Origin of the sequence: Streptomyces sp. ICC4 (genome assembly GCF_003287915.1) — a bacterium.
Lineage (GTDB): Bacteria > Actinomycetota > Actinomycetes > Streptomycetales > Streptomycetaceae > Streptomyces > Streptomyces tritrimontium.
Map to the genome: position 1 here is coordinate 3,105,345 of NZ_CP030286.1, position 20,233 is coordinate 3,125,577.

Genomic DNA, 20,233 nt, shown 5'->3' on the forward strand with positions numbered 1-20,233 from the left:
GAGGCATTGATGGCTCGTACGCGTACATCCATCCGCACGAAGGTCATGACGTCGGCGGTCGCGGGGGTGCTGGCGCTGGGCACGGGGGTCCTGGCGGCGGGCCCGGCGCAGGCGGCCGACTCCTTCGGCTGCCCGTCCGGCGCGGTCTGCATCTACCGGGGCACGAACTGGAACGAGCCGGTGCCGTGGAACCAGCGGTACACGACCCAGGGTGTGCACAAGCTCTACAACCAGGAGGGCCAGCACATCGTCTACAACAACCAGACGGGCGGCTGGACCGTGAAGCTGTGTCGCAACAGCAACGGCACCGACTGCCTGCCCAAGATGCGCCCGGGCGACGGCTGGCCCGAGAACCTGTCGCCGATCAACTCCATCGTGATCGCGACCTGGTAGCCGTGCGCCGGATCGCCAGGGCGGGGGCGGCGCTCGCGCTCGCCCTGGGAGCGGTGGCCACGGTCGGCGCGGTGGGGGCCGAGGCGGCCGTGCAGGTGCGGGGGTGCCCGGCGGGCACGGCGTGCCTCTACGGGGAGGGCGGGAGCTGGCCGGCGGGCCGCCCGTCGCTCGTGATGTACCCGGGCTCCACCTACTTCCCCTACCCGCAGATGGGGACCCTCCGGGTGCTCAACAACCGTGACGCCGGCCTCGTGCGGGTCTGCGGCCCGGTCACCGGCACTCCCGGCGGGTGTGTGGACGTCCTGCCCCACGGCTGGGTGGACGTCGTGGCGCCGACCATGATCGCCGTCATGATCTAGGATCGGTACGGGTACGCCCGTCCCACCGCGCGGACCGCGCGGCAGGGGCGGGCGTACGCGTGTTTCCGGGCCGGGAATGCGGCGGGAGGGCGGGCTGTTCTGGCGGGTGGCAGAAAGTTCGGGTTTCAACTAAACTCGACGCCAGAAGGAGGTTCCGACCATGCCTGCAGTGACTGTGGAGAACCCGTTGACGCTCCCGCGCGTCGCGGAGCCCGCCCAGGAGACGACGACCGCCCGCAAGGTGCTGGCCGTCACGACCGCCCCGGGGGGTTTCGAGGGCGAGGGATTCCCGGTACGACGCGCGTTCGCCGGGATCAACTACCAGTACCTCGACCCGTTCATCATGATGGACCAGATGGGTGAGGTGGAGTACGCGCCGGGCGAGCCCAAGGGCACCCCCTGGCACCCCCACCGCGGCTTCGAGACCGTCACCTACCTGATCGACGGAACCTTCGTCCACCAGGACAGCAACGGCGGCGGCGGAGTCATCAACGGCGGCGACACCCAGTGGATGACCGCCGGGTCCGGCCTCCTGCACATCGAGGCCCCGCCGGAGGCCCTCGTCGTGTCCGGCGGGCTCTTCCACGGCCTCCAGCTGTGGGTGAACCTCCCGGCCTCCGACAAGATGATGCCCCCGCGCTACCAGGACATCGGCGGCGGCCAGGTCCAGCTGCTCTCCACCCCGGACGGCGGCGCCCTGCTCCGGGTGATCGCCGGCGAGCTGGACGGCCACCAGGGCCCCGGCATCACCCACACCCCGATCACGATGATCCACGCGACGGTCACCCCCGGCGCGCGGCTCACCCTCCCCTGGCGCGAGGACTTCAACGCCCTGGCGTACGTACTGGCCGGGCGCGGCTCGGTCGGCGAGGACCGCAGGCCGATCCACACCGGGCAGACCGCGGTCTTCGGCGAGGGCGGCTCGCTGACCCTGCGGGCGGACGAGGCCCAGGACTCCAACGCCCCGGACCTGGAGATCGTCCTGCTCGGCGGACGTCCGATCCGGGAGCCGATGGCGCACTACGGGCCGTTCGTGATGAACAGCAAGCACGAGCTGCAGCAGGCGTTCGACGACTTCCAGGCCGGCCGCCTGGGCCGCATCCCCACCACCGCCCGCACCGGCCTCGGCCACCGCGGCACGGGCGAGGCGGCGCAGGACTGACACACCGGCCGGGCCGGGCCCGACCGGGCCCGACCGGCTGCCGGCCCCGGCCGGTGGCCCGGCCGGTTGCGGCTTCAGCTCCGCAGCAGCCAGATGGCCTGCACGGCGAATATCGCGTGGGCGAGCACGCACCAGACCCACGCCCGGGGACTTCTTCGGGGTCCACGGCGGATCGTGGTCACCCAGCCCGCCGCCAGCAGGACCGCGGACAGTGCGCAGAACGCCCAGGCGAGGGCGAGCCATGTCGGGGAATGCCCGGTGAACTGCCGGATGGCCGCGACGGGGGCCAGCGACAGCAGGGGCAGCGTCCACGCGGCTTCGCCGGCGCCGGTACCGGTGCGGGTGCGTTCGTGGCGGTCGGACGTGGTGTCGGTCATCGGGGGTCCTCTGTCTTCGTCGTCCGTGCGGGGAAGTCTGGCCGGATCAGGCCGGTCAGCTTGTCCGGGTTGACCTGGAAGCGGAGGTTGCGCAGGAGGTCGTCCTCCAGGTCGAAGGTGAGCGCGCCCACGGGCGCGTCCGCCAGCAGGCACAGGACGCCGAGCTCGCCGTTGACGACGGCCGTGGTGACGGCGGCGCCCGCCGTCTTCGCCTGCGCCATGACCCGCAGCAGCCAGCGGGCCACCTGGGTGGGGCCGTGCAGCGGGTGGTGGGAGGCGGTGACCTTGCCGCCGCCGTCCGACCACGCCGTGACCTCGGGGGCGAGCAGCTCCATGACGGCGTTCAGGTCGCCGCCGGCGCAGGCGTCCATGAACCGCGCGGTGACCTCCCGGCGCCGGGCGCCGTCGGTGTCGAAGCGCGGCCGGCGGGCCTGTACGTGGGCGCGCGCCCGGTGCGAGATCTGCCGGACCGTGGCCTCCGGCCGGTCCAGGAACCCGGCTATCTCCCCGTGGGCGTACCCGAACACCTCGTGCAGCACGAACACCACGCGCTCCGCGGGGGACAGGGTCTCCAGCACGACCAGCATCGCCGTCGAGACGCTCTCGGCCAGCTCGCTGCCCTCCGCGATGTCGGGCGAGGCCGCCAACGGTTCCGGCAGCCACGGGCCGACGTACTCCTCGCGCGTGGCCCGCGCCGAGGTCAGCCGGTTCAGGGACAGGTTGGTCACCGTCCGGACCAGGTAGGCCTTCGGGTGGCGCACCCCGGTGCGGTCCGCCCTGTTCCAGGTGAGCCAGGCGTCCTGGACCACGTCCTCCGCGTCGGTGACCGTCCCCAGCATCCGGTAGGCGGTGGCGAACAGCAGCCGCCGGTGCTCGGTGAAGGGGTCCTGCTCCGGGTCAGTCGTGATCGTCATGGGCATATCGTGCCGAACCGCACCCGCCCGTGACGGGCATCCACCGTCAACCGGCCGGCCGGGCGGGGTCAACCGGCCATCGCGGCGAGGCCCTCGGCGCAGGACGCGTACCGCGGGGTCCAGCCCAGCTCGGCCGCGGCCTTCGCGTTGGAGAGCCGCAGGCTGGTGGTGAACATCTTGTGCGCGTACGGCATCGGCCGGGTCAGCCAGGCCGGGACCGCGACCGGCCGGGGGGCGCCGAACGCGGCGGCGACCGCGCTCACGTGCGCGCCGAAGCCCGTCGGGGTGTCGTCCACGATGTTGTACGCCTGCCCCGGCCGCCCGCCCCCGACCGCCAGCGCCACCGCGCGCGCCGCGTCCCGCAGCTGGACCCACGGCAGCACCCGGCCCCGGTCGGCGACCGCCGGGAGCGCGCGCCTGCGCAGCGGTGCCAGCAGCGCCTCGGTGCCGCCGGGCCCGTAGAACAGGCCGAACCGCAGCGCTACGCCCTCGATCCCGTCGGCCGCCAGGACCGTCTCCTCCTTGTACCGCATGGCGTCCACGTGCCGCTGGGAGTGCGCGTCCAGGCCGGTCGGGCCGAAGACGTCCTCCTCCGTGACCACGCGGTCGCCGAAGTCGCGGTAGCCGTAGCCGAACGCCATCGACTCGGCGATCACCCGCCGGGCTCCGACCGCCCGGGCCGCCTCAAGCAGGTGGGCGGTCCCCGCCACCCGCAGCGCGTCGGTCGCGGTCATGTCCCGGTGCCGCATCGGCGTCCTGGCGAGCGCGGTGGCCGCGTGCACGACCGTGTCGACCTCCAGCCCGTCCACGGCCCGCAGCAGGCCCTCCCGGTCCATCAGGTCCGCCACCACCGCGTTCCCGGCGCCCCGTCCCAGACCCAGGACGGTGTGGCCCGCCGCGGTGAGCTCCTCGGCGATGTGGCGCCCGAAGACCCCGCTCGCCCCTGCCAGCAGCACGCTCTTGGTGTGAGTCATGCCCATGGGACAAGCGGGCGCCGCGGAACGTGACACCCGGCGGCGCGGCGTGGCCCAGGACACCAGGTGGCCGGGCGGGGCGGGGCGGGGCGTCAGGCGGTCGGGGGGACCTGCGCCGGACCCGTCTCGTACCGGGTGCGCAGTTCGGAGATGATCCCGAAGACGGCCGCGGTCAGCGGCACGGCGAGCAGCATCCCCAGGATGCCGGCGACGCTCGCCCCGGCGGTGATCGCGAGCATGACCACCGCCGGATGCATCTGCACCGTGCGGCTCTGCACCAGGGGCTGGAGCACGTACCCCTCGATCATCTGGACCGCCAGCACCAGGCCCAGCGCCCACAGGCCGATCACCCAGCCCCGGTCGGCGAGGGCGACGAGGACCGCCACGGCGCCGGAGAGGAAGGCGCCGAGGTAGGGGATGTAGGCGGTGACGAACACCAGGGCGGCCAGGCCCACGGCGCCCGGCACGTCCAGGACCAGCAGGCCCGCGCCGATCAGCACGGCGTCGACCAGGGCCACGAAGGTGGTCCCGCGCATGAAGCCCTCGACGGCCCCGTAGGCGCGCCGCCCCATCGCCTCCATCGGGTCGCCCGCGCTGCTCGGCACCATGGAGCGCAGCGTTCCCACGGCCCGGTGGGAGTCGCGGAGGAAGAAGAAGATCAGGACCAGGGCCAGCAGGGCCGTCGCGATCATCGTCCCGACCACGCTGAGCCCCGCGACCACGCCGGAGGCGGCCGTGCCGCCGAACTTGGTGAGCAGGTCCTTGGAGTTCTCGGCGATGTCCTCGACGGAGGTCCCGAGCGCCCCGAAGTGGTCCGCGAGGCCCTTGCCGGCCCGCTTCAGGGAGTCGATGATCTGGTCGCCGGTCTCGATGAGCGCGAGGACGACGACGTACGAGGCCCCGCCGACCACCGCGACCACGGCCAGGCAGGTGAGGGCCGCGGCGAGCGAGCGGTTGACCTTCATGCCGACCAGCCGCCGGTGCAGCGGCCCGAGCAGGGCCGTGCCGAGCACGGCGAGCAGGACGGGCGTGACGACCGTCCTAAAGACGGTGCACAGCCATACGAAGAGGGCCAGCACGGCGGCGACGAGGAGGACGACGAGGCACCAGGCGGCGACTCGGCGCACGGGCTCGGGCAGCAGGGAAGTCGGCACGGCTGTATCCAAGCACGGCGGGGGCCCGCCGCCCGGGGCTCAGTCCAGCGGGTCGGAATCGGGTTTCGAGCGCTCCACCAGCTCGAACCAGGTGGACTTGCCCTCGCCGCGCGGGTCGACGCCCCAGAGGTCCGCCAGCATCTCCAGCAGGAGCACGCCCCGCCCGCTCGACGCCATCTCACCCGGCTGCCGCTTGTGCGGCAGCTCGTCGGAGGCGTCCGCCACCTCCACCCGCAGCCGGCGCGAGCCGAGCTCGCCGACCGCCTGCGCCATCAGCAGCGCGTCCCCGTCCGTGTGGACCAGTACGTTCGTCACCATTTCGGAGACCATCAGCACCGCCGCGTCGACCTGCTCCGCGTCCGCCCAGTCGTGCAGCAGCTCCCGGATCTGCTGGCGCACGCCCGCGACCCGCTCCGGCTCCGCCTGCGCGACGGTGAGCATGGTGCGCCGGGCCGGGCGCGAAGGGTGCAGCAGCGGGCTCTCGCAGCCGCAGCCCGCGCCCTCGCGGCACAGCAGGACCACGGCTATGTCGTCCTCGCGCCGGTCGGCCAGCGGTCCGGTGGTGTGGTGCGAGGACGGGCCGTGGACCGCCTGGACCAGCAGGTCCGCGAGTCTTTCGAGGTGCTGGGTCTCCAGGTGGCCGGGACCGGAGTCCTGCGGATCGGGGGTCTCCGACTCCAGGATCGCCCGCAGCCGCGCCCAGCCCGTGTCGAGGTCGTGCCCGCCCGTCTCGATGAGCCCGTCGGTGCACAGCATCATCGTCTCGCCGGGCTCCAGGGTGAAGCGCGTCGTCGGATAGTCGGTGTCCGGCACGATGCCCAGCGGCAGTCCGCCCGCCGTGGGCCGCATCAGGACCGTGCCGTCCGTCATCCGGATCGCCGGGTCGGGGTGCCCGGCGCGGGCCACCTCCAGCAGTCCGGTCTGCGGATCGCACTCCACGTACAGGCAGGTCGCGAAGCGCGGGCTCAGGAAGTCGGCGTCCTCGCCGGAGTCCGAGCCCGTGTCCTGCTCCGAGCACAGCCCCGCCAGGAAGCGGGAGGCCCGGGAGAGCACCGCGTCCGGCCGGTGGCCCTCCGAGGCGTACGCGCGCACCGCGATCCGCAGTTGGCCCATGAGCCCGGCCGCCCGGACGTCGTGGCCCTGCACGTCGCCGATGACCAGCGCGAACCGTCCCGACGGCAGCGGGATCATGTCGTACCAGTCGCCGCCGACCTGGAGCCCGCCGCCGGTCGGCACGTAGCGGGCGGCGATCGTCATGCCCGGGATCTCGGGGCCCAGCTGGGGCATCATCGACCGTTGCAGGCCGGTGGTGAGTTCCCGCTCGGATTCGGCCACACCGGCCCGCTGGAGGGCCTGCGCGAGCATCCGGGCCACGGTCGTCAGGACGGACCGCTCGTCGGGCGAGAAGGACACCGGGTGCTTGAACGCGGCCATCCAGGCGCCCATGGTCCGCCCGGCGACGATCAGCGGCAGGAAGGCCCAGGAGATCCGGTCGAAGCGCTGGGCGAGCGGCCAGGTGGCCGGGAAGCGCCGTTTGTAGTCCTCGGGGCTGGGGAGGTAGATCGCCCGGCCGGTACGGACGACCTCCGCGGCCGGATAGTCCGTGTCCACCGGCATGTCCGCGAAGGGACCCTCGTCCCCCACGTCGTGCCCGTGGTGCCCGATGATCGACAGCCGGGTGCCGGCCACGCCGAAGACGGCCAGCCCGTCGGGGATGAAGCCGGGCATCGACAGCGAGGCCGCCACCCGCAGCACCTCGGAGGTGGAGCGGGCCTCGGCCAGCGCCCGCCCGGCGTCGAGCAGGAACGCCTCGCGCGAGCGGCGCCAGTCGCCGGTGATCGGGGTGTGCACGGCCGTGGTGCCGGGCTGCGCCTCGGCGATCTCCTGGATGGTGCCGATCAGCTCGTAGTCGACGCGGCCGTCCGGGCTGCGGTTCTCCAGCGGCTTCGAGCGGCTCCGTACGGTGCGTAGCACCCGCCCGTCCTCGTCCATGATCCGCAGCCGGGCCTCGGCGAGGGTGCCCTCGGCGACCGCGAGGTTCACGATGCCGTTGATCTCGTTCCAGTCCACCGGGTGGAAGCGGGAGCGCACGGCGACCTCGGGCAGCGCGACGGGCTCGGCGGGCAGCCCGAGCAGCCGGGCGGCCTCGCCGTCGAGGGTGACCGTCCCGGAGGCGTTGTCCCATCGCCACAAACCGGTCGCGATGGCGGCCAGGACGTCCTCTGTGCGCACCCGGTCATCTTTACAGGTCATACCCGTGACGTGCCTGTTCACCACCCCGGTGCGGGCACGCCCGCACGGGGGTCCGCCCCGGACGGTAACCTTGGCACGGTTGAATCCACCCTGGTATCACGTAGAACTGGATGACTGATGCATCGGTACAGGTCCCACACGTGCGGCGAGCTTCGTGCCTCCGACGTCGCCTCCGACGTCCGGCTGAGTGGCTGGCTGCACAATCGTCGAGACCTGGGCGGCATCCTCTTCATCGATCTGCGTGACCACTACGGCATCACGCAGCTCGTCGCCCGTCCCGGCACCGCCGCGAACGAGGCGCTCAGCAGCGTCACCAAGGAGACCGTCGTCCGCATCGACGGCAAGGTCGTCTCCCGCGGCGCGGACAACGTCAACCCCGAGCTCGCCACCGGCGACGTCGAGGTCGAGGTCACCGCGGTCGAGGTGCTCGGCGCCTCCGCCCCGCTGCCCTTCACCATCAACACCGACGACGGGGTGAACGAGGAGCGGCGCCTGGAGTACCGCTTCCTCGACCTGCGCCGCGAGCGCATGCACCGCAACATCATGCTGCGCTCGGCCGTCATCGCCTCCATCCGCTCCAAGATGGTGGCCCTCGGCTTCAACGAGATGGCGACCCCGATCCTCACCGCGACCTCCCCCGAGGGCGCCCGTGACTTCGTGGTGCCGTCCCGCCTGAACCCGGGCAAGTTCTACGCGCTCCCGCAGGCGCCGCAGCAGTTCAAGCAGCTGCTGATGATCTCCGGCTTCGACCGGTACTTCCAGATCGCGCCCTGCTTCCGCGACGAGGACGCCCGTGCCGACCGCTCGCCGGGCGAGTTCTACCAGCTCGACGTCGAGATGTCCTTCGTCGAGCAGGAGGACGTCTTCCAGCCGATCGAGCGGCTGATGACGGAGATCTTCACCGAGTTCGGCAAGGGCCGCGCGGTCACCTCGCCCTTCCCGCGGATCCCGTTCCGCGAGTCGATGCTCAAGTACGGCAACGACAAGCCCGACCTGCGCTCCAAGCTGGAGCTCGTCGACATCACCGACGTGTTCGAGGGCTCGGAGTTCAAGGCGTTCGCCGGCAAGCACGTGCGTGCCCTGGCCGTCCCGGACACCGCCGGCCAGCCGCGCAAGTTCTTCGACGGCCTCGGCGAGTACGCGATCTCGCTGGGCGCCAAGGGCCTGGCCTGGGTCCGCGTGGGCGAGGACGGCGCGCTGACCGGCCCGATCGCCAAGTTCCTCACCGAGGAGAACGTCAAGGTCCTCACCGAGCGCCTCGGCCTGGCCGCCGGCCACGCCGTGTTCTTCGGCGCGGGCGAGTTCGACGAGGTCTCCAAGATCATGGCGGGCGTCCGCGTCGAGGCGTCCAAGCGCGCCGGGCAGTTCGAGGAGGACGTCTTCCGGTTCTGCTGGATCGTCGACTTCCCGATGTACGAGAAGGACGAGGAGACCGGCAAGATCGACTTCTCCCACAACCCGTTCTCCATGCCGCAGGGCGGCATGAAGGACCTGGAGGAGAAGGACCCGCTCGACATCCTGGCGTGGCAGTACGACATCGTCTGCAACGGCATCGAGCTGTCCTCCGGCGCCATCCGCAACCACGAGCCCGAGGTCATGCTGAAGGCCTTCGAGATCGCGGGCTACGAGGCGGAGACCGTCGAGCGCGAGTTCGCGGGCATGCTCCGCGCGTTCCGCCTCGGCGCCCCGCCGCACGGTGGCATCGCCCCGGGCGTCGACCGCATCGTGATGCTGCTGGCCGACGAGCCGAACATCCGCGAGACCATCGCCTTCCCGCTGAACGGCAACGCCCAGGACCTGATGATGGGCGCGCCCACCGTCCTGGAGGAGTCCCGCCTGCGCGAGCTGAACATCGCGCTGCGCAAGCCGGTGGAGACGAAGCCGGCCGACGCCAAGCCGGTCGCGGAGGCGGTCCACCCGGACGCCGCGCGCTAGGTCGTCCAGGTCTTCTTGCTCGACGAAGGGCCCGGGATCCGCATGGATCCCGGGCCCTTCGCGTGGTGCGTCGTGCGTGGTGCGTGGTGCGTCGTGCGGTGGGGACTAGAACGTCTCGAGGATGCCCTTGAGGAGGGCGGCAGAGGTCAGCTCGGTCGGCGCGGGGCCGGCGTGGAAGAAGCCGGCGTTCTCGGCGTCCAGCTTGCGCAGGAAGTCGAAGGCCTTGGCGTCGTGGTCGCCGAACGCGACGAACTGCCAGTGGATGCCGGGAGCGGTGGCGGCGGCCTCGACGAGGGCGGCCCTGGCGGGCTGCCGGTTGTCGGGAGCGCCGTCGGTCTGGAAGACGACCAGGGCCGGGCCCTCGCCGCCGTCCTTCTGGTAGCGCTCGACGACGGCCTCGACGGCGACGTGGTAGCTGGTGCGGCCCATCCGGCCGAGCTCCGCGTGGCGGGTCTCGACCCAGGCCTCGTCGTACGCGTCGAGGGCGAGGTCGGCGGTGCCGTCCACCTCGGTGGAGAAGAACACCGTGCGGACGGTGGCCTCGTCGTCGAGGTGCGCGGCGAGGGCGAGGACGTGGTCGGCGAGGTACTGGGCGCTGCCGTCCTTGTAGAACGGCCGCATCGAGCCCGACCGGTCGAGGACGAGGTACACCGTGGCCCGTGCCCCGGCCTTGCCCTTGGCCCGCAGCACCTGGCCGGCGGCCTTGTGGGCGGCGGCGAGCGGGGGCGCTTGCCGCTTGACGTCACCGAGCCCGCGCGCGGGGCCGTCGGCGTCGGCCTCCCCGGCTCCGGCGGCCGCGGCCGCCTCCTCGTCGTGGCCTTCGGCCACGGGCGCGGTGGCCTCCGCCTCCGGCTCGGCCTGGTCCGCAGTGGCGGCGTCGGCCGCGAGGGGCTCTGCCTCCGGGGCTGCGGCAGGGGTCTCGTCCTGCGCCTGTGCCTGCGGCGCGGTGGCGTCCGCGGCGGGCTCCGCTTCCGCGGTGACGGGTTCGGCGGCCGGGGCCGCCTCCTCGCCGTCCACGGCCACGGGTGCGGTGGCCTCGGCGGCCAGCTCGGCCTCGGCGGGGACTTCGTCCTGCGCCTGCGGCGCGGGCACGTCCACCGGGACCTGCTCGGGGAGCGCTTCCGGCTCCGCCTCGGCCTTGTCCGCAACAGCGGTGGCGGCCGTGTCGGGCTCCGCCGCCGGGGTGGCGGTATCGGCGGCCGGGGCCGCCTCCTCGTCGTGGCCTTCGGCCACGGGCGCGGTGGCCTCCGCCTCCGGCTCGGCCTGGTCCGCGACGGCGGCGTCGGCGGTGTCGGCCTCGGCGGCGGCAGCTGCCGGCTCCGGCTCGGCCTCAGCGACGGCAGCTGCCGGCTCCGGCTCGGCCTCGGCGGGGGCTTCGGTCTGCGCCTGCGGCGCGGTGGTGTCCGCCGCGGCGGGCTCGGCCTTGTCCGCAACGGCCTCGGCCTCGGCGGTTCTGCCCGCCGGCCTGATCGCGCTGCCGGGTGTCCACGCGCCGCGCTCGGACACCCGCTTCCCCGCCCCAGCACCCGCGGACGAGAGCCCCTGTCTCGTGGGCTGCAGGAGGTGTATAAGGGCCTGGTGCTGCGGGGGTCTGGGGTGTTGCCGCCTCCACAGGCCGGGCGCCCACCGCCAGGACCCCCGGCCTGTGGAGGCGGCAACACCCCAGACCCCCGCAGCACAGGACCGGCCTGCCGAGGCGAAGCCACGCCCGATCGGGCCGCTTCGTGAGGGCGAGCAGGTGCTGGCGGAGCTGAGGGGCCAGCTTCGGCGGTATGTCGTACTGCCCAGCGAGGACGCCTTCACGGCGGTGACCTTGTGGGTAGCGGCCACGCATCTGCAGACCGCTTGGCAGCATGCGCCGCGTCTGGCGGTGGTGGGTCCGGCGAAACGCTGCGGGAAGTCGCGGCTGCTGGATGTGGTCACGGAGACGGTCCACGATCCGCTGGTGACGGTGAACGCCTCGGCTGCCGCGATCTTCCGGTCGATCACCGAGACGCCGCCCACGCTGCTGGTCGATGAGGCCGACACGCTGTTCGGGTCGGCGAAGGTGGCCGAGAAGAACGAGGAGATGCGCGGCCTGCTGAACGCGGGCCATCAGCGCAACCGCCCGACCCTGCGCGTGTCCGGCCCGAACCATGAGGTGTCGAAGTTCCCCACCTTCGCCATGGCCGCGCTCGCCGGTATCGGTGACCTCCCCGACACGATCATGGACCGGTCGGTGGTGATCCGGATGCGGCGGCGCGGGCCGGGCGAGAAGGTCGCGGAGTTCCGCAGCGCCCGCGACATCCCCGCCCTCCACGCCCTGCGCGACCGCCTCGTGGCCTGGCTGGCCCCGCTCCACGCCGCGGCGATGGAGCTGGCGCCGCCGATGCCGGTGGAGGACCGCGCCGCCGATACGTGGGAGCCGCTGGTCGCCATCGCCGACCTCGCGGGCGGCGAATGGCCGATCCTGGCCCGCACCGCCTGCGCGGTGATGACGAGCCATGAGGCGCAGCGGGACCAGGACAGTGGCGGCACGGGCATCCGCCTCCTCGCCGACATCCGACGCGCCTTCGCGGGCGAGGGTGATCCGCCGGTGATGCGCACCGCCCGGCTGCTGGACATCCTGAACCAGGACGAGGAAACGGCCTGGGAGCAGTACACGGCCAAGGGCCTGACCGCCCGGGGCCTGGGGATCCTGTTGCAGGACTACAACATCAGCTCGGCCAACCGCCGTTTCCACAACGGCGACCAGGCCAAGGGCTTCACCCGCGAGCAGTTCACCGACGCCTGGGCGCGCTACTGCCCCCAGCCAAAGCCGGCACCCCAGCCGGGATCCGCCACCGGCGCCTGACCCGGCACGACCCGTCGCGTCCCGTCGCATCGCAGGTCAACCCAGGGACGAGTGGCAGGCCCGCAACGAGTCGACTCGACATCAAGACTCGACCCGTACCTGCTCTGACCAGCCCGGCGACGAGTCGCAACGAGACCGCGCCCCCCCGAGGTGCCCCTCACCCAGCCCTGCCCTGCCCCGGTACGGGTGAGGCCGCCCCATCCCTCCGTCGCGTCCCGTCCCACTCGTCCCCGCGCGACCCGGCGCGGGGACGAGCGGGAAGGCAACGACGAGCCGAAGCGACATCAGCAGGCCTCTGACCTCGCCAAACCCGCCAGCCATGGCGTGCGGCCACCGGTAAGGGACTCCCCGGAGCTGGTACGGGTCGGTATCCGTCCCAACCCGTACCCCACTCGTCTCACCGGCCCGGCACGCAGTATCGGGCCGGTGAGACGAGTCGACTCGACATCAGGACTCCACCCGTACCTGCGCTGACCAGGCCTGCGACGAGTCGCAACGAGACCCGCCACCCTCAGGCGGCTCAGCCCTGCCCGGCCCTGCCCCGGTACAGGTGAGGCCGCCCCCATCCCTGCCCTTGGAGTACAGCCGCTTGTCCACACCCACCGCGGATGCGCCGCGCGGTCATCGCGTGAACCACAAGGGACGCATCACCCTCGTCATCGGCCTGGTGGCCGTCGTCCTCATGGCCTTCCGGGTCTCGTGGAACGCGCTGTCCGACGTGGCCCGCGCCATCGGCGCAGACGCCACTGCCGCCCTGCTCTACCCGATCGTGGTCGACGGGCTGATGGCCCTCGCGCTGGTCGCCGCGCTCGTGCTGACCGGCGCCGACCGCAAGTTCGCGCTGCGGGTCCTGGCTGCCTACACGATCGCCAGCCTCCTGTTGAACTACGTGCACGGCCTCGTTCCGGCCCTGCGCACGGCGTCGGTCCAGTGGGGCCGACTGGCCAACTGGGATCCCGCGAACTGGGCGCTCGTACTGCTGGCGACCTCACTCCCGGTCGGGTCGATCTACTTCGGCTCGGACCTCGTGGCGAAAGTGCTGCACCACAACCCAGAGTCGGCCGACGCTGCCGAAGTGGCCTCTGACCAGTCGGTTAGCCCGCAGGCTGACGAGTCGGCCAGCGAGCAGGCCGCACAGTCTAGGTCTGACCAGGCCGAGTCGGACCCCGAGCAGCCGACCGAATCGACCCCCACGAAGGTCGCCGAGGCGCCCTCGACGGGGCCGACCGAGGCCGACGAATCGGCTCCCGCTCCCCCTGCCCGACCGCCCCGGTCGGCTGCCGTGGCGGAGTCGACCGGAGCCGCCCCGCGTCGGGCGACCGGTCGGGTCCCCGCCGCCGCCAAGTCGACCACCGACCGCACCCGCACAGACGCCGAAATTCTCGCCGAGGCTCAGCTCCTGACCGCCGACTGGAGCGACGACCAGCTGACCGCCGAGCGTCTGCGCAGCGAACTACGGATCGGCCAGATCCGCGCCCGCAGCCTGCGCGACCAGCTGCAGGCCGAGCGTACCGGCCAGCCCGGGCCACTCGACGGACTCGACGAAGCCGCCTTCCCCACCAGCGCCGTCTGACCCCCGTAAGGGGCACCGACCGCCTGGCCCTTCCGGCTCTTCCCGTGACCCCGTGCAACCGAGCATGGGGCCGCGCACAGCCAACCACCCGGCACCAGCACCCCACGGAGAACCGATCCATGCACGATGCGCACCGCGAACTTCCCACCACCCAGAAGGAGATGATCACCGGCCTCAACAGCCCAGCAAGGTATGGCGTTGGACCGTCCAAGGGCCGGTCCAACGCAGCCTCCGCCCCGGGGGTGGCGGAGACAGAACCCCGGCGCGAGGGCGCACCGGGGCAGGAAGGGGCGGTCGTCGACGCCGGACTACCGGTTGTCGTACGTGCCGCTGACGCGGCCGCGCTGTACCGCGTCGCCCGCCGCCGTGCCCGTCAGGAAGTCCAGCGCACCCAGCGTGTCGACGTCCGCTACAGCGCCGACGAGAAGACGGAGATCCTCGCCGAGGCCCGTCGCCTCGGCCTCGCCGGCGCGCACCTCGTCGGCGCGATCGTCATGGCCTACCTCGACGGCCACTTCGAGATCCCCGGCCAGCGCACGTCCCACGACGACCTGATCGACGAACTCGTCGCCCTGCGCGCGGAGATCGCCCCGATCGGCAACAACGTCAACCAGATCGCCTTCAAGCTCAACTCCGGCGGCCGTCCCCACCCTGTGGACAGGGCCGTCCTGGCCCAGGCCGAACGTGTCCTCGCCCTCGCCCGGACTGCTGCCGAAGCGATCGAACTCGCCGCCGGCCGGACGTCCATCGCGAAGCGGGCGGCCTGATTGATCGCGAAGATCGGCAAGGCCGGCGCCAACACCCGAGGCGTCCTGAACTACCTCTACGGCCCCGGCCGCGCCAACGAGCACACCGACCCCCACCTCGTGGCCTCGTGGGACGGCTTCGCCCCCGACCCCGGCCGCGACGAGACGGCTACCCTCGCCCGGCTCGCCAGCGTCCTCGACCTGCGGGTGAAGCAGGCAGGAGACCGCGCCCCGGAGAAGCACGTGTGGCACTGCTCGGTCCGGGCCGCGCCCGAAGACCGAACCCTGTTCGACGACGAGTGGGCAACGATCGCCCGCCGGGTCCTCAACGCCACCGGCATCGCGCCGGCAGGCGACCCTGACGCCTGCCGGTGGGTCGCGGTCCGCCACGCGGAGGACCACATCCACATCGTCGCCACCAAGGTCCGAGGCGACCTCCGCGAGCCCCGGAACTGGAACGACTACGTCCGCGCCCACAAGGAACTGGCCGCGATCGAGAAGGAGTACGGCCTGCGCCAGGTCACACTCGGCGACCGCACCGCCGCCAAGAAGCCGACCCGCGCCGAACAGGAGAAAGCCCGCCGCACCGGTACGGCCACTACGCCCCGCGAGAGGCTGCGCACCACCGTCCGTACCGCGGTAGCGGCTGCCACCAGCACCGAGGAGTTCTTCACCATCCTCCACAGCACCAAGGTGCTGGTGGACATCCAGCACTTCCCCTCCGGCGACATCCGCGGCTACAAGGTCGCCCTCCCCGGTGACACCAACGCCCAGGGTGAGCCCGTGTGGTTCTCCGGTTCCACCCTCGGACCCGACCTGTCCTACCCGAAGATCAGCGAACGCCTCGCACCCACCAACCCCGCCCCCACAGAGCGACACGCTGGCCGGCGGCGTACGGCGTGGCAGCAGGTCACCGACACGGCCGACCGCATCCCCGATCTGCTGACGGAGACCGATGACGCTGCGGGCCAGGCGCACATCACCGTGCTCGCCGAAACCCTCGACGTCCTCCCCCTGATCGCCCCCGCCGCCTACAAGCCACAGCTCGCTCAGGCAGCGGCCGCATTCGAGCGGGCCAGCCGCTCCCGCATCCGCGCCCGCCACCAGCAGGCGCAGGCCACACGCCGCGCCATCAAGGCGATCGTCCGGGAACCCGCGCCCAAGGACGGCGCCCTCCTCGCGATCCTCCTCGACGCCGTCCTTCTGGCCGTCGTCGCAGCACAGCACTGGCACCACACCCGCCACCACGACCAGCAGGCCGAAGCCGCCCGCCAGACAGCCGAACACCTGCACGCCGCCTACCAGGCAGCCACCATCCAGCCCCTGACCGCGATCCACCAACGCGGCCTGCGCCTGCCTCTACCCGTGCAACAGAGGCAGGCCGTCCTCGTCCGCCAGGCCCTGCCGGACCTGGCCGAGCAGATCCTCGCCGAACCCGGCTGGCCGGCCCTCGCCGCCACCCTCACCGACACCCGCAGCGCCGGCCACGACCCCGCCGCCCTGCTCACCCAGGCCGCCCGTCACCGGGAGCTCGACACCGCCGGCTCCGTCAGCGAAGTCCTCGTCTGGCGACTGCACCGCATCGCCGACCTGAACCAGCAACCCACCACAGGTGCCGCACGCAGGTCAGCCCCGCCCCGGGTCACCAAACCTGCCACCTCCGCCGACCGCCCCCGCACGACCCGATGACACCAGCCACCCCACCGCATCCCTCAGCCCGCGCTCCCCCAGCAACGGCATACCTCAGCGCACACCCGCCGCACCCTCCCGGGCCTGCGGCAACACCAGCCAAAAGGAGCCACCCCCTGAAGATCCACCCCTACGCCGACACCTTCCCGATGCTCACCGAGGTCGAACTGCACGACCTCGCCGAGTCCATCAAGACCGAGGGCCAGCAGAAGCCGATCATCCTCGACCGAGACGGCGTCGTTCTCGATGGCCGCAACCGCCTCGCCGCCTGCAAGCGCGCCGGCATCGAACCCCGCTTCACCACATACGACGGCGACAACCCCACCCGCCTGATCTTCAGCAACAACATCGTCCGCCGGCACATCAGCAAGGGCCAGCAGGCCATGATCACCGCCATGGCGTGTTCCGTTTCGGGACACTCCCTGCGGACCCAGGCCAAGCTCCACGACATCAGCCGCAGCCGCCTCTCCGCCGCCAACGTCGTACTCCAGCACGCCCCCGACCTAGCCGAACGAGTACGCCTCGGCACACTCGGCCTCGACGCCGCCCACGACCAGGCCCGCGAACGCAAGACCCACACCGAGGCGCTCCTCGCCCAGAACGAACGCCTGCAACAGCACGCCCCCGACCTCGCCGAGAAGGCCGCCGAGGGCCACCTCACCCTTGACGCCGCCATCGCCGCCCTCGACAGGCGACTCGAAGAGGAACGGCTCCGCCAGCTCGTGAGGGACTCCGACGCACTCCTCCTCGCCGACCGCGACGCCACACCCGCCTTCAGCCCGCTCGCCGACCGCGGCGACATCACCTGGGGGCAGGCAGCCCAGCTCGCCGAGGAACACCTCACCCGTCGGCACGAGGCCATCCTCCGCACACAGCAGGCCCTGCAACTGATCGCCGACAACTGGGCCGCCGTCCGTGACCTCGCAGCCCGACACGACACCCCCTATGCCCAGGAGATCCTCGACGGCCTCACCCCTGAAGCACACGCACTCACCACACACCTGACCACCACGGCCACCTGACACAACCAACGCCTGTGGGCCAACGCAGAACGCGTTGGCCCCACAGGCGTTGTTCCCGACCTGGTCACGTCCGGCTGCGTCGGTGGCGACCCCGCCCGCGGACACCAAACCTGTCTTCCCGACCGCACTCGGGCCGATGCACGGGGTACCCAGGGTTGTCGTGAAGCTGGAGGGACTCCCAGACGCGTACTTGGATTTCTCCGATGCAGGGGCCGCAGGCGTACATGGGTGCCTGGGCTCCGGCGACACTGACCGGGCCGATCCACAGAACGCGGGTCTGTCGCTGCCCGCAGTACAGCCAGCAGGTGCCGTCGACCCAGTGGTTGCCGTCGTTGGTCGCCGCCGGATCGGGGAGGCCACCGCGCGCGAACTCGGCGATGCCGGGGATCACCGGGTGGCGCGGCAGGCCCAGCTCGGGCCGCACCAGGTCACGGTTCCTGTCCACTGTCACCGTCAGGTGAGGTCGCCGGCGCCGCAACATCGCCGGCAGCACCCGACTCAAGGGTGTCGATCGGTGTCCACTCGTGCTCCAGGATCGAGTACGTGATCGAGTCTCGCCAGGCTCCGTGAACGAAGACGTGATCGCGGATCCGCCCGTCCTCGGTCATACCTGCTCGTAGGAGGGTGCGCGCGGATGCCTCGTTGAGTGGCGAACGCGCAGCCCAAATCCGGTGCAGGCCCAGGGCCTTGAAGCCGAGCGTGCACAGCAGGTGGACGGTCTCCGTGCCGAGGCCCTTGCCCCACTCCGCGGGGTTCAAGGCGAAGCCGATGGTGGCTGCCTGCTGAGGCTCGGTCGCCAGGCGCGCGTAGCCGATCAGCCGGTGTTCACCGAGCGGGGTGATGGCGAGGCAGTACTCGGTTCGCGGGGTGTCCTTCGCGGAGGCGATGGACCGGTCGATGATCCCCTGGGCCTGGTCGCGAGTGCGGGGCTCGAAGCTGAGGTGCCGGGTGGCCTCGGGGTCCCCGTAGATGGCCAGGAGGTCAGCGTTGTCTTCGGGTTCGACTTCGCGCAGCGCCAGGCGGGGGCTGGCCAGGTGGACTGACGTCATGCCTTCGGAGCCTACCGGCGGGGTCACCGGACGAGGACCGATGTCGGGGTGGCCGTGAAGGCTTCGATCTCCTCGCGCAGGCTTGCTGCCGCGCCTCGGTTTCGCCGGCCCTCGGCCTGCAGTGCGATGTGGACCCGCTGGGCGCTGCTGGTGATGCCGAAGTTCCGCTGCTCGATGGGGAGGTCGAGCACGGGCTGCACCGCCTCGATGGCGCCCTCGATCTCGCCTCGGGCGATGCGGGCGAGGGCGAGGTCTGTCTGCGCGCCGGCCTCGTCACCGAAGGCCCACTCGTCCTCAGTGGCGCTGCGGTACGCGGCGACGGCGGCCTCCGACTGGCTCTCGCCGAGTGCGGGGTCCTCGCCGAGGTGCACGGTGGCCTCGGCGACGTAATACAGCTGGCGGGGCACCGGGAAGGTCATGATGCCGCCGAAGGCATCGAGGTCGTCGGGTTCGAGAGTCGTGCGGGCCTCCTCAGCCTGCTGAATGGCGGTGCGGGTGGCCTCGCCGTCGCCGAGGAGCGCGTGGGCGCGGGCGGAGAGACAGGCCAGCCAGACACTGGTGGTGCCGCGGACGCTCCCGGCGGTGTTCTGGCCGAGGGTGGCGTAGTCAGCGGCCTCGGAGGGGCGCCCGGCCCAGTAGGAGATGAGGGACTGCAGGGAGCGGACCCATGCACGCATGGCGTGGTGGTCGGCGTTGTCCGCGCACACGAAGGCGGTGCGGGCCTGCATCATCGCCGCGCTCGGGTTGCCCAGGTCGTGGCTGGCTTTGGCGAGCATGCCCGAGGTGATCCCGGCGAGCAGGTAGAGCTCGCGGGCCTGCAGTGGCTTGACCCTGCCATGTTCCAGCAGCCGGAAGGTGAGGTCCTGTACCTCGACCAGATCACCGAGCAAGGTCGGCAGCGCCAGCTTCGGATACGCGACGGTCAGCCGTCGCACCTCGTCCTGGATCTGGCCCAGGGTCTCCGGTCCGACACTGCTGCCCTCCGCCATCGCGGTGAACCGGAGCGCACGACGAGCCGCCATCGCAACCTGCCTTTCCAATTCTGTGGTGCCCGCCTCGAAGCGGGTCTCGCTGCTGAACGGACCACCGGCAAGCAGCACCTGTGCCTGCTCGGATGGGAGGAGGACAGAGCTCAGCCGTGGCGGTGGGATGACGAGTGAGGACTCGACCGGGGTCGTCGGTGAGGCGGCAGGCGCGGGTGCCGGTGCGAGGAGGAGATCGACGCCGACGCCGAACATGGCCTCCAGTACCCGGCACTGATCCGGGTACGGGCGGGTCTTCACCGCGCCGCCGTACCAGCGCTCGAACTGCCGCTTGGAGACGGACAGACCCCCAAGCGACGGGTCGTTCTCGTCCAGCGCCAAGCGGTGGGCCGCTTCCTCGAACCGGAGCAGAAAGGTCTTGTAGACCTGCCAGTGCCTCCGCAGCGTCAAGACCCTTAAAAGCGTGGGAGTTTCAGCCACCGCAGATCCCCTCCGGTCCCTGTTCGTCTGGTCTGACGATAGCCCCGGCCGATCGGCGGGAAACCCTTTCCGCCGGCCCACGGAGCAGATGACGGCAGCCATGACGGTGGTGATGACGCACCACGACGTGGACCGGCCTGCAGGGCGGGGATGAGGACGGCCTCGCGACGGCAGCGGCGTCGTATCCATGCGTTCCGGCCCGTCGCCATGCTGAGCGGCACCTCGCTTTCCGTGTATTGCCGACAGCGAAGCGTGAGACCGGGAGCGCGGCTACAGCGCCACCCGAACAACCCCCCATCCAGCACCACGTGCCCGCCGGCCCCCGACTCGGGAGCCG

General features: G+C 71.9%; 17 protein-coding genes. 9 read left to right on the forward strand and 8 right to left on the reverse strand.

What is annotated here, in order from left to right; all coding sequences use genetic code 11:
* The first annotated feature begins 9 nt into the window (after positions 1-9).
* From DRB89_RS14510 to DRB89_RS14515, 3 genes are all read left to right on the forward strand, one after another.
* Complete coding sequence (locus DRB89_RS14510) at positions 10-393, forward strand: hypothetical protein (RefSeq protein ID WP_162688579.1); 384 nt, start codon at positions 10-12, stop codon at positions 391-393.
* Positions 394-395: 2 nt separating this feature from the next.
* Complete coding sequence (locus DRB89_RS42905) at positions 396-752, forward strand: hypothetical protein (protein ID WP_162688580.1); 357 nt, start codon at positions 396-398, stop codon at positions 750-752.
* Positions 753-912: 160 nt separating this feature from the next.
* Positions 913-1,914, forward strand: a complete 1,002-nt coding sequence (locus DRB89_RS14515) for a pirin family protein (protein ID WP_112448868.1) — start codon at positions 913-915, stop codon at positions 1,912-1,914.
* A 74-nt stretch (positions 1,915-1,988) separates the two neighbouring features.
* Here DRB89_RS14515 and DRB89_RS14520 read toward each other — a convergent pair whose 3' ends face one another.
* From DRB89_RS14520 to DRB89_RS14540, 5 genes are all read right to left on the reverse strand, one after another.
* Complete coding sequence (locus DRB89_RS14520) at positions 1,989-2,291, reverse strand: hypothetical protein (RefSeq protein WP_112448867.1); 303 nt, start codon at positions 2,289-2,291, stop codon at positions 1,989-1,991.
* Positions 2,288-3,205 (reverse strand): RNA polymerase sigma-70 factor, encoded by a 918-nt coding sequence (locus DRB89_RS14525; RefSeq protein ID WP_112448866.1) that lies wholly within the window; start codon positions 3,203-3,205, stop codon positions 2,288-2,290. Before DRB89_RS14525 ends, DRB89_RS14520 begins: the two co-directional genes overlap by 4 nt.
* A 68-nt stretch (positions 3,206-3,273) precedes the next feature.
* Positions 3,274-4,179, reverse strand: coding sequence for an NAD(P)-dependent oxidoreductase (locus DRB89_RS14530; RefSeq protein WP_239516137.1), 906 nt, complete (start codon positions 4,177-4,179; stop codon positions 3,274-3,276).
* A 92-nt stretch (positions 4,180-4,271) separates the two neighbouring features.
* Positions 4,272-5,333 carry an AI-2E family transporter gene (locus DRB89_RS14535; RefSeq protein WP_239516138.1) on the reverse strand — a complete coding sequence of 354 codons (1,062 nt, stop codon included), beginning with the start codon at positions 5,331-5,333 and terminating at the stop codon, positions 4,272-4,274.
* 39 nt (positions 5,334-5,372) lie between these two features.
* Complete coding sequence (locus DRB89_RS14540) at positions 5,373-7,565, reverse strand: SpoIIE family protein phosphatase (protein WP_112448863.1); 2,193 nt, start codon at positions 7,563-7,565, stop codon at positions 5,373-5,375.
* Between the two features lie 138 nt (positions 7,566-7,703).
* On the opposite strand from DRB89_RS14540, the gene aspS reads away from it, so the two are divergent.
* Positions 7,704-9,521 carry an aspartate--tRNA ligase gene (gene aspS, locus DRB89_RS14545; protein WP_112448862.1) on the forward strand — a complete coding sequence of 606 codons (1,818 nt, stop codon included), beginning with the start codon at positions 7,704-7,706 and terminating at the stop codon, positions 9,519-9,521.
* Between the two features lie 105 nt (positions 9,522-9,626).
* On the opposite strand, the gene DRB89_RS44500 is transcribed toward aspS, so the two are convergent.
* A complete protein-coding gene (locus DRB89_RS44500; RefSeq protein ID WP_239516139.1) occupies positions 9,627-11,027 on the reverse strand; it encodes a VWA domain-containing protein in 1,401 nt (466 codons plus the stop codon).
* Positions 11,028-11,232: 205 nt separating this feature from the next.
* Between DRB89_RS44500 and DRB89_RS14555 the strand changes: the two genes are divergently transcribed.
* The 5 genes from DRB89_RS14555 to DRB89_RS14575 all read left to right on the forward strand — a co-directional run bounded on the left by DRB89_RS14555 (position 11,233) and on the right by DRB89_RS14575 (position 17,384).
* On the forward strand, positions 11,233-12,354 hold the full coding sequence (locus DRB89_RS14555) for a DUF3631 domain-containing protein (RefSeq protein WP_239516786.1): 1,122 nt from the start codon (positions 11,233-11,235) through the stop codon (positions 12,352-12,354).
* 628 nt (positions 12,355-12,982) lie between these two features.
* Positions 12,983-13,927, forward strand: a complete 945-nt coding sequence (locus tag DRB89_RS14560; RefSeq protein ID WP_112447352.1) for a DUF2637 domain-containing protein — start codon at positions 12,983-12,985, stop codon at positions 13,925-13,927.
* Between the two features lie 119 nt (positions 13,928-14,046).
* Positions 14,047-14,694: a plasmid mobilization relaxosome protein MobC gene (locus DRB89_RS14565; RefSeq protein ID WP_112447354.1), complete on the forward strand. Its 648-nt coding sequence runs from the start codon at positions 14,047-14,049 to the stop codon at positions 14,692-14,694.
* Positions 14,695-16,362, forward strand: coding sequence for a mobilization protein (locus DRB89_RS14570; protein ID WP_112447356.1), 1,668 nt, complete (start codon positions 14,695-14,697; stop codon positions 16,360-16,362). It abuts the gene before it with no gap.
* Between the two features lie 149 nt (positions 16,363-16,511).
* On the forward strand, positions 16,512-17,384 hold the full coding sequence (locus DRB89_RS14575) for a ParB N-terminal domain-containing protein (RefSeq protein WP_162688581.1): 873 nt from the start codon (positions 16,512-16,514) through the stop codon (positions 17,382-17,384).
* Positions 17,385-17,812: 428 nt separating this feature from the next.
* On the opposite strand, the gene DRB89_RS14585 is transcribed toward DRB89_RS14575, so the two are convergent.
* Together DRB89_RS14585 and DRB89_RS14590 are read right to left on the reverse strand one after the other, a co-directional pair.
* Entirely contained in the window at positions 17,813-18,433 is a 621-nt protein-coding gene (locus tag DRB89_RS14585; RefSeq protein ID WP_239516140.1) for a GNAT family protein, read from the reverse strand.
* Between the two features lie 23 nt (positions 18,434-18,456).
* Positions 18,457-19,866 carry an XRE family transcriptional regulator gene (locus DRB89_RS14590; protein WP_112447363.1) on the reverse strand — a complete coding sequence of 470 codons (1,410 nt, stop codon included), beginning with the start codon at positions 19,864-19,866 and terminating at the stop codon, positions 18,457-18,459.
* Positions 19,867-20,233: the final 367 nt, after the last annotated feature.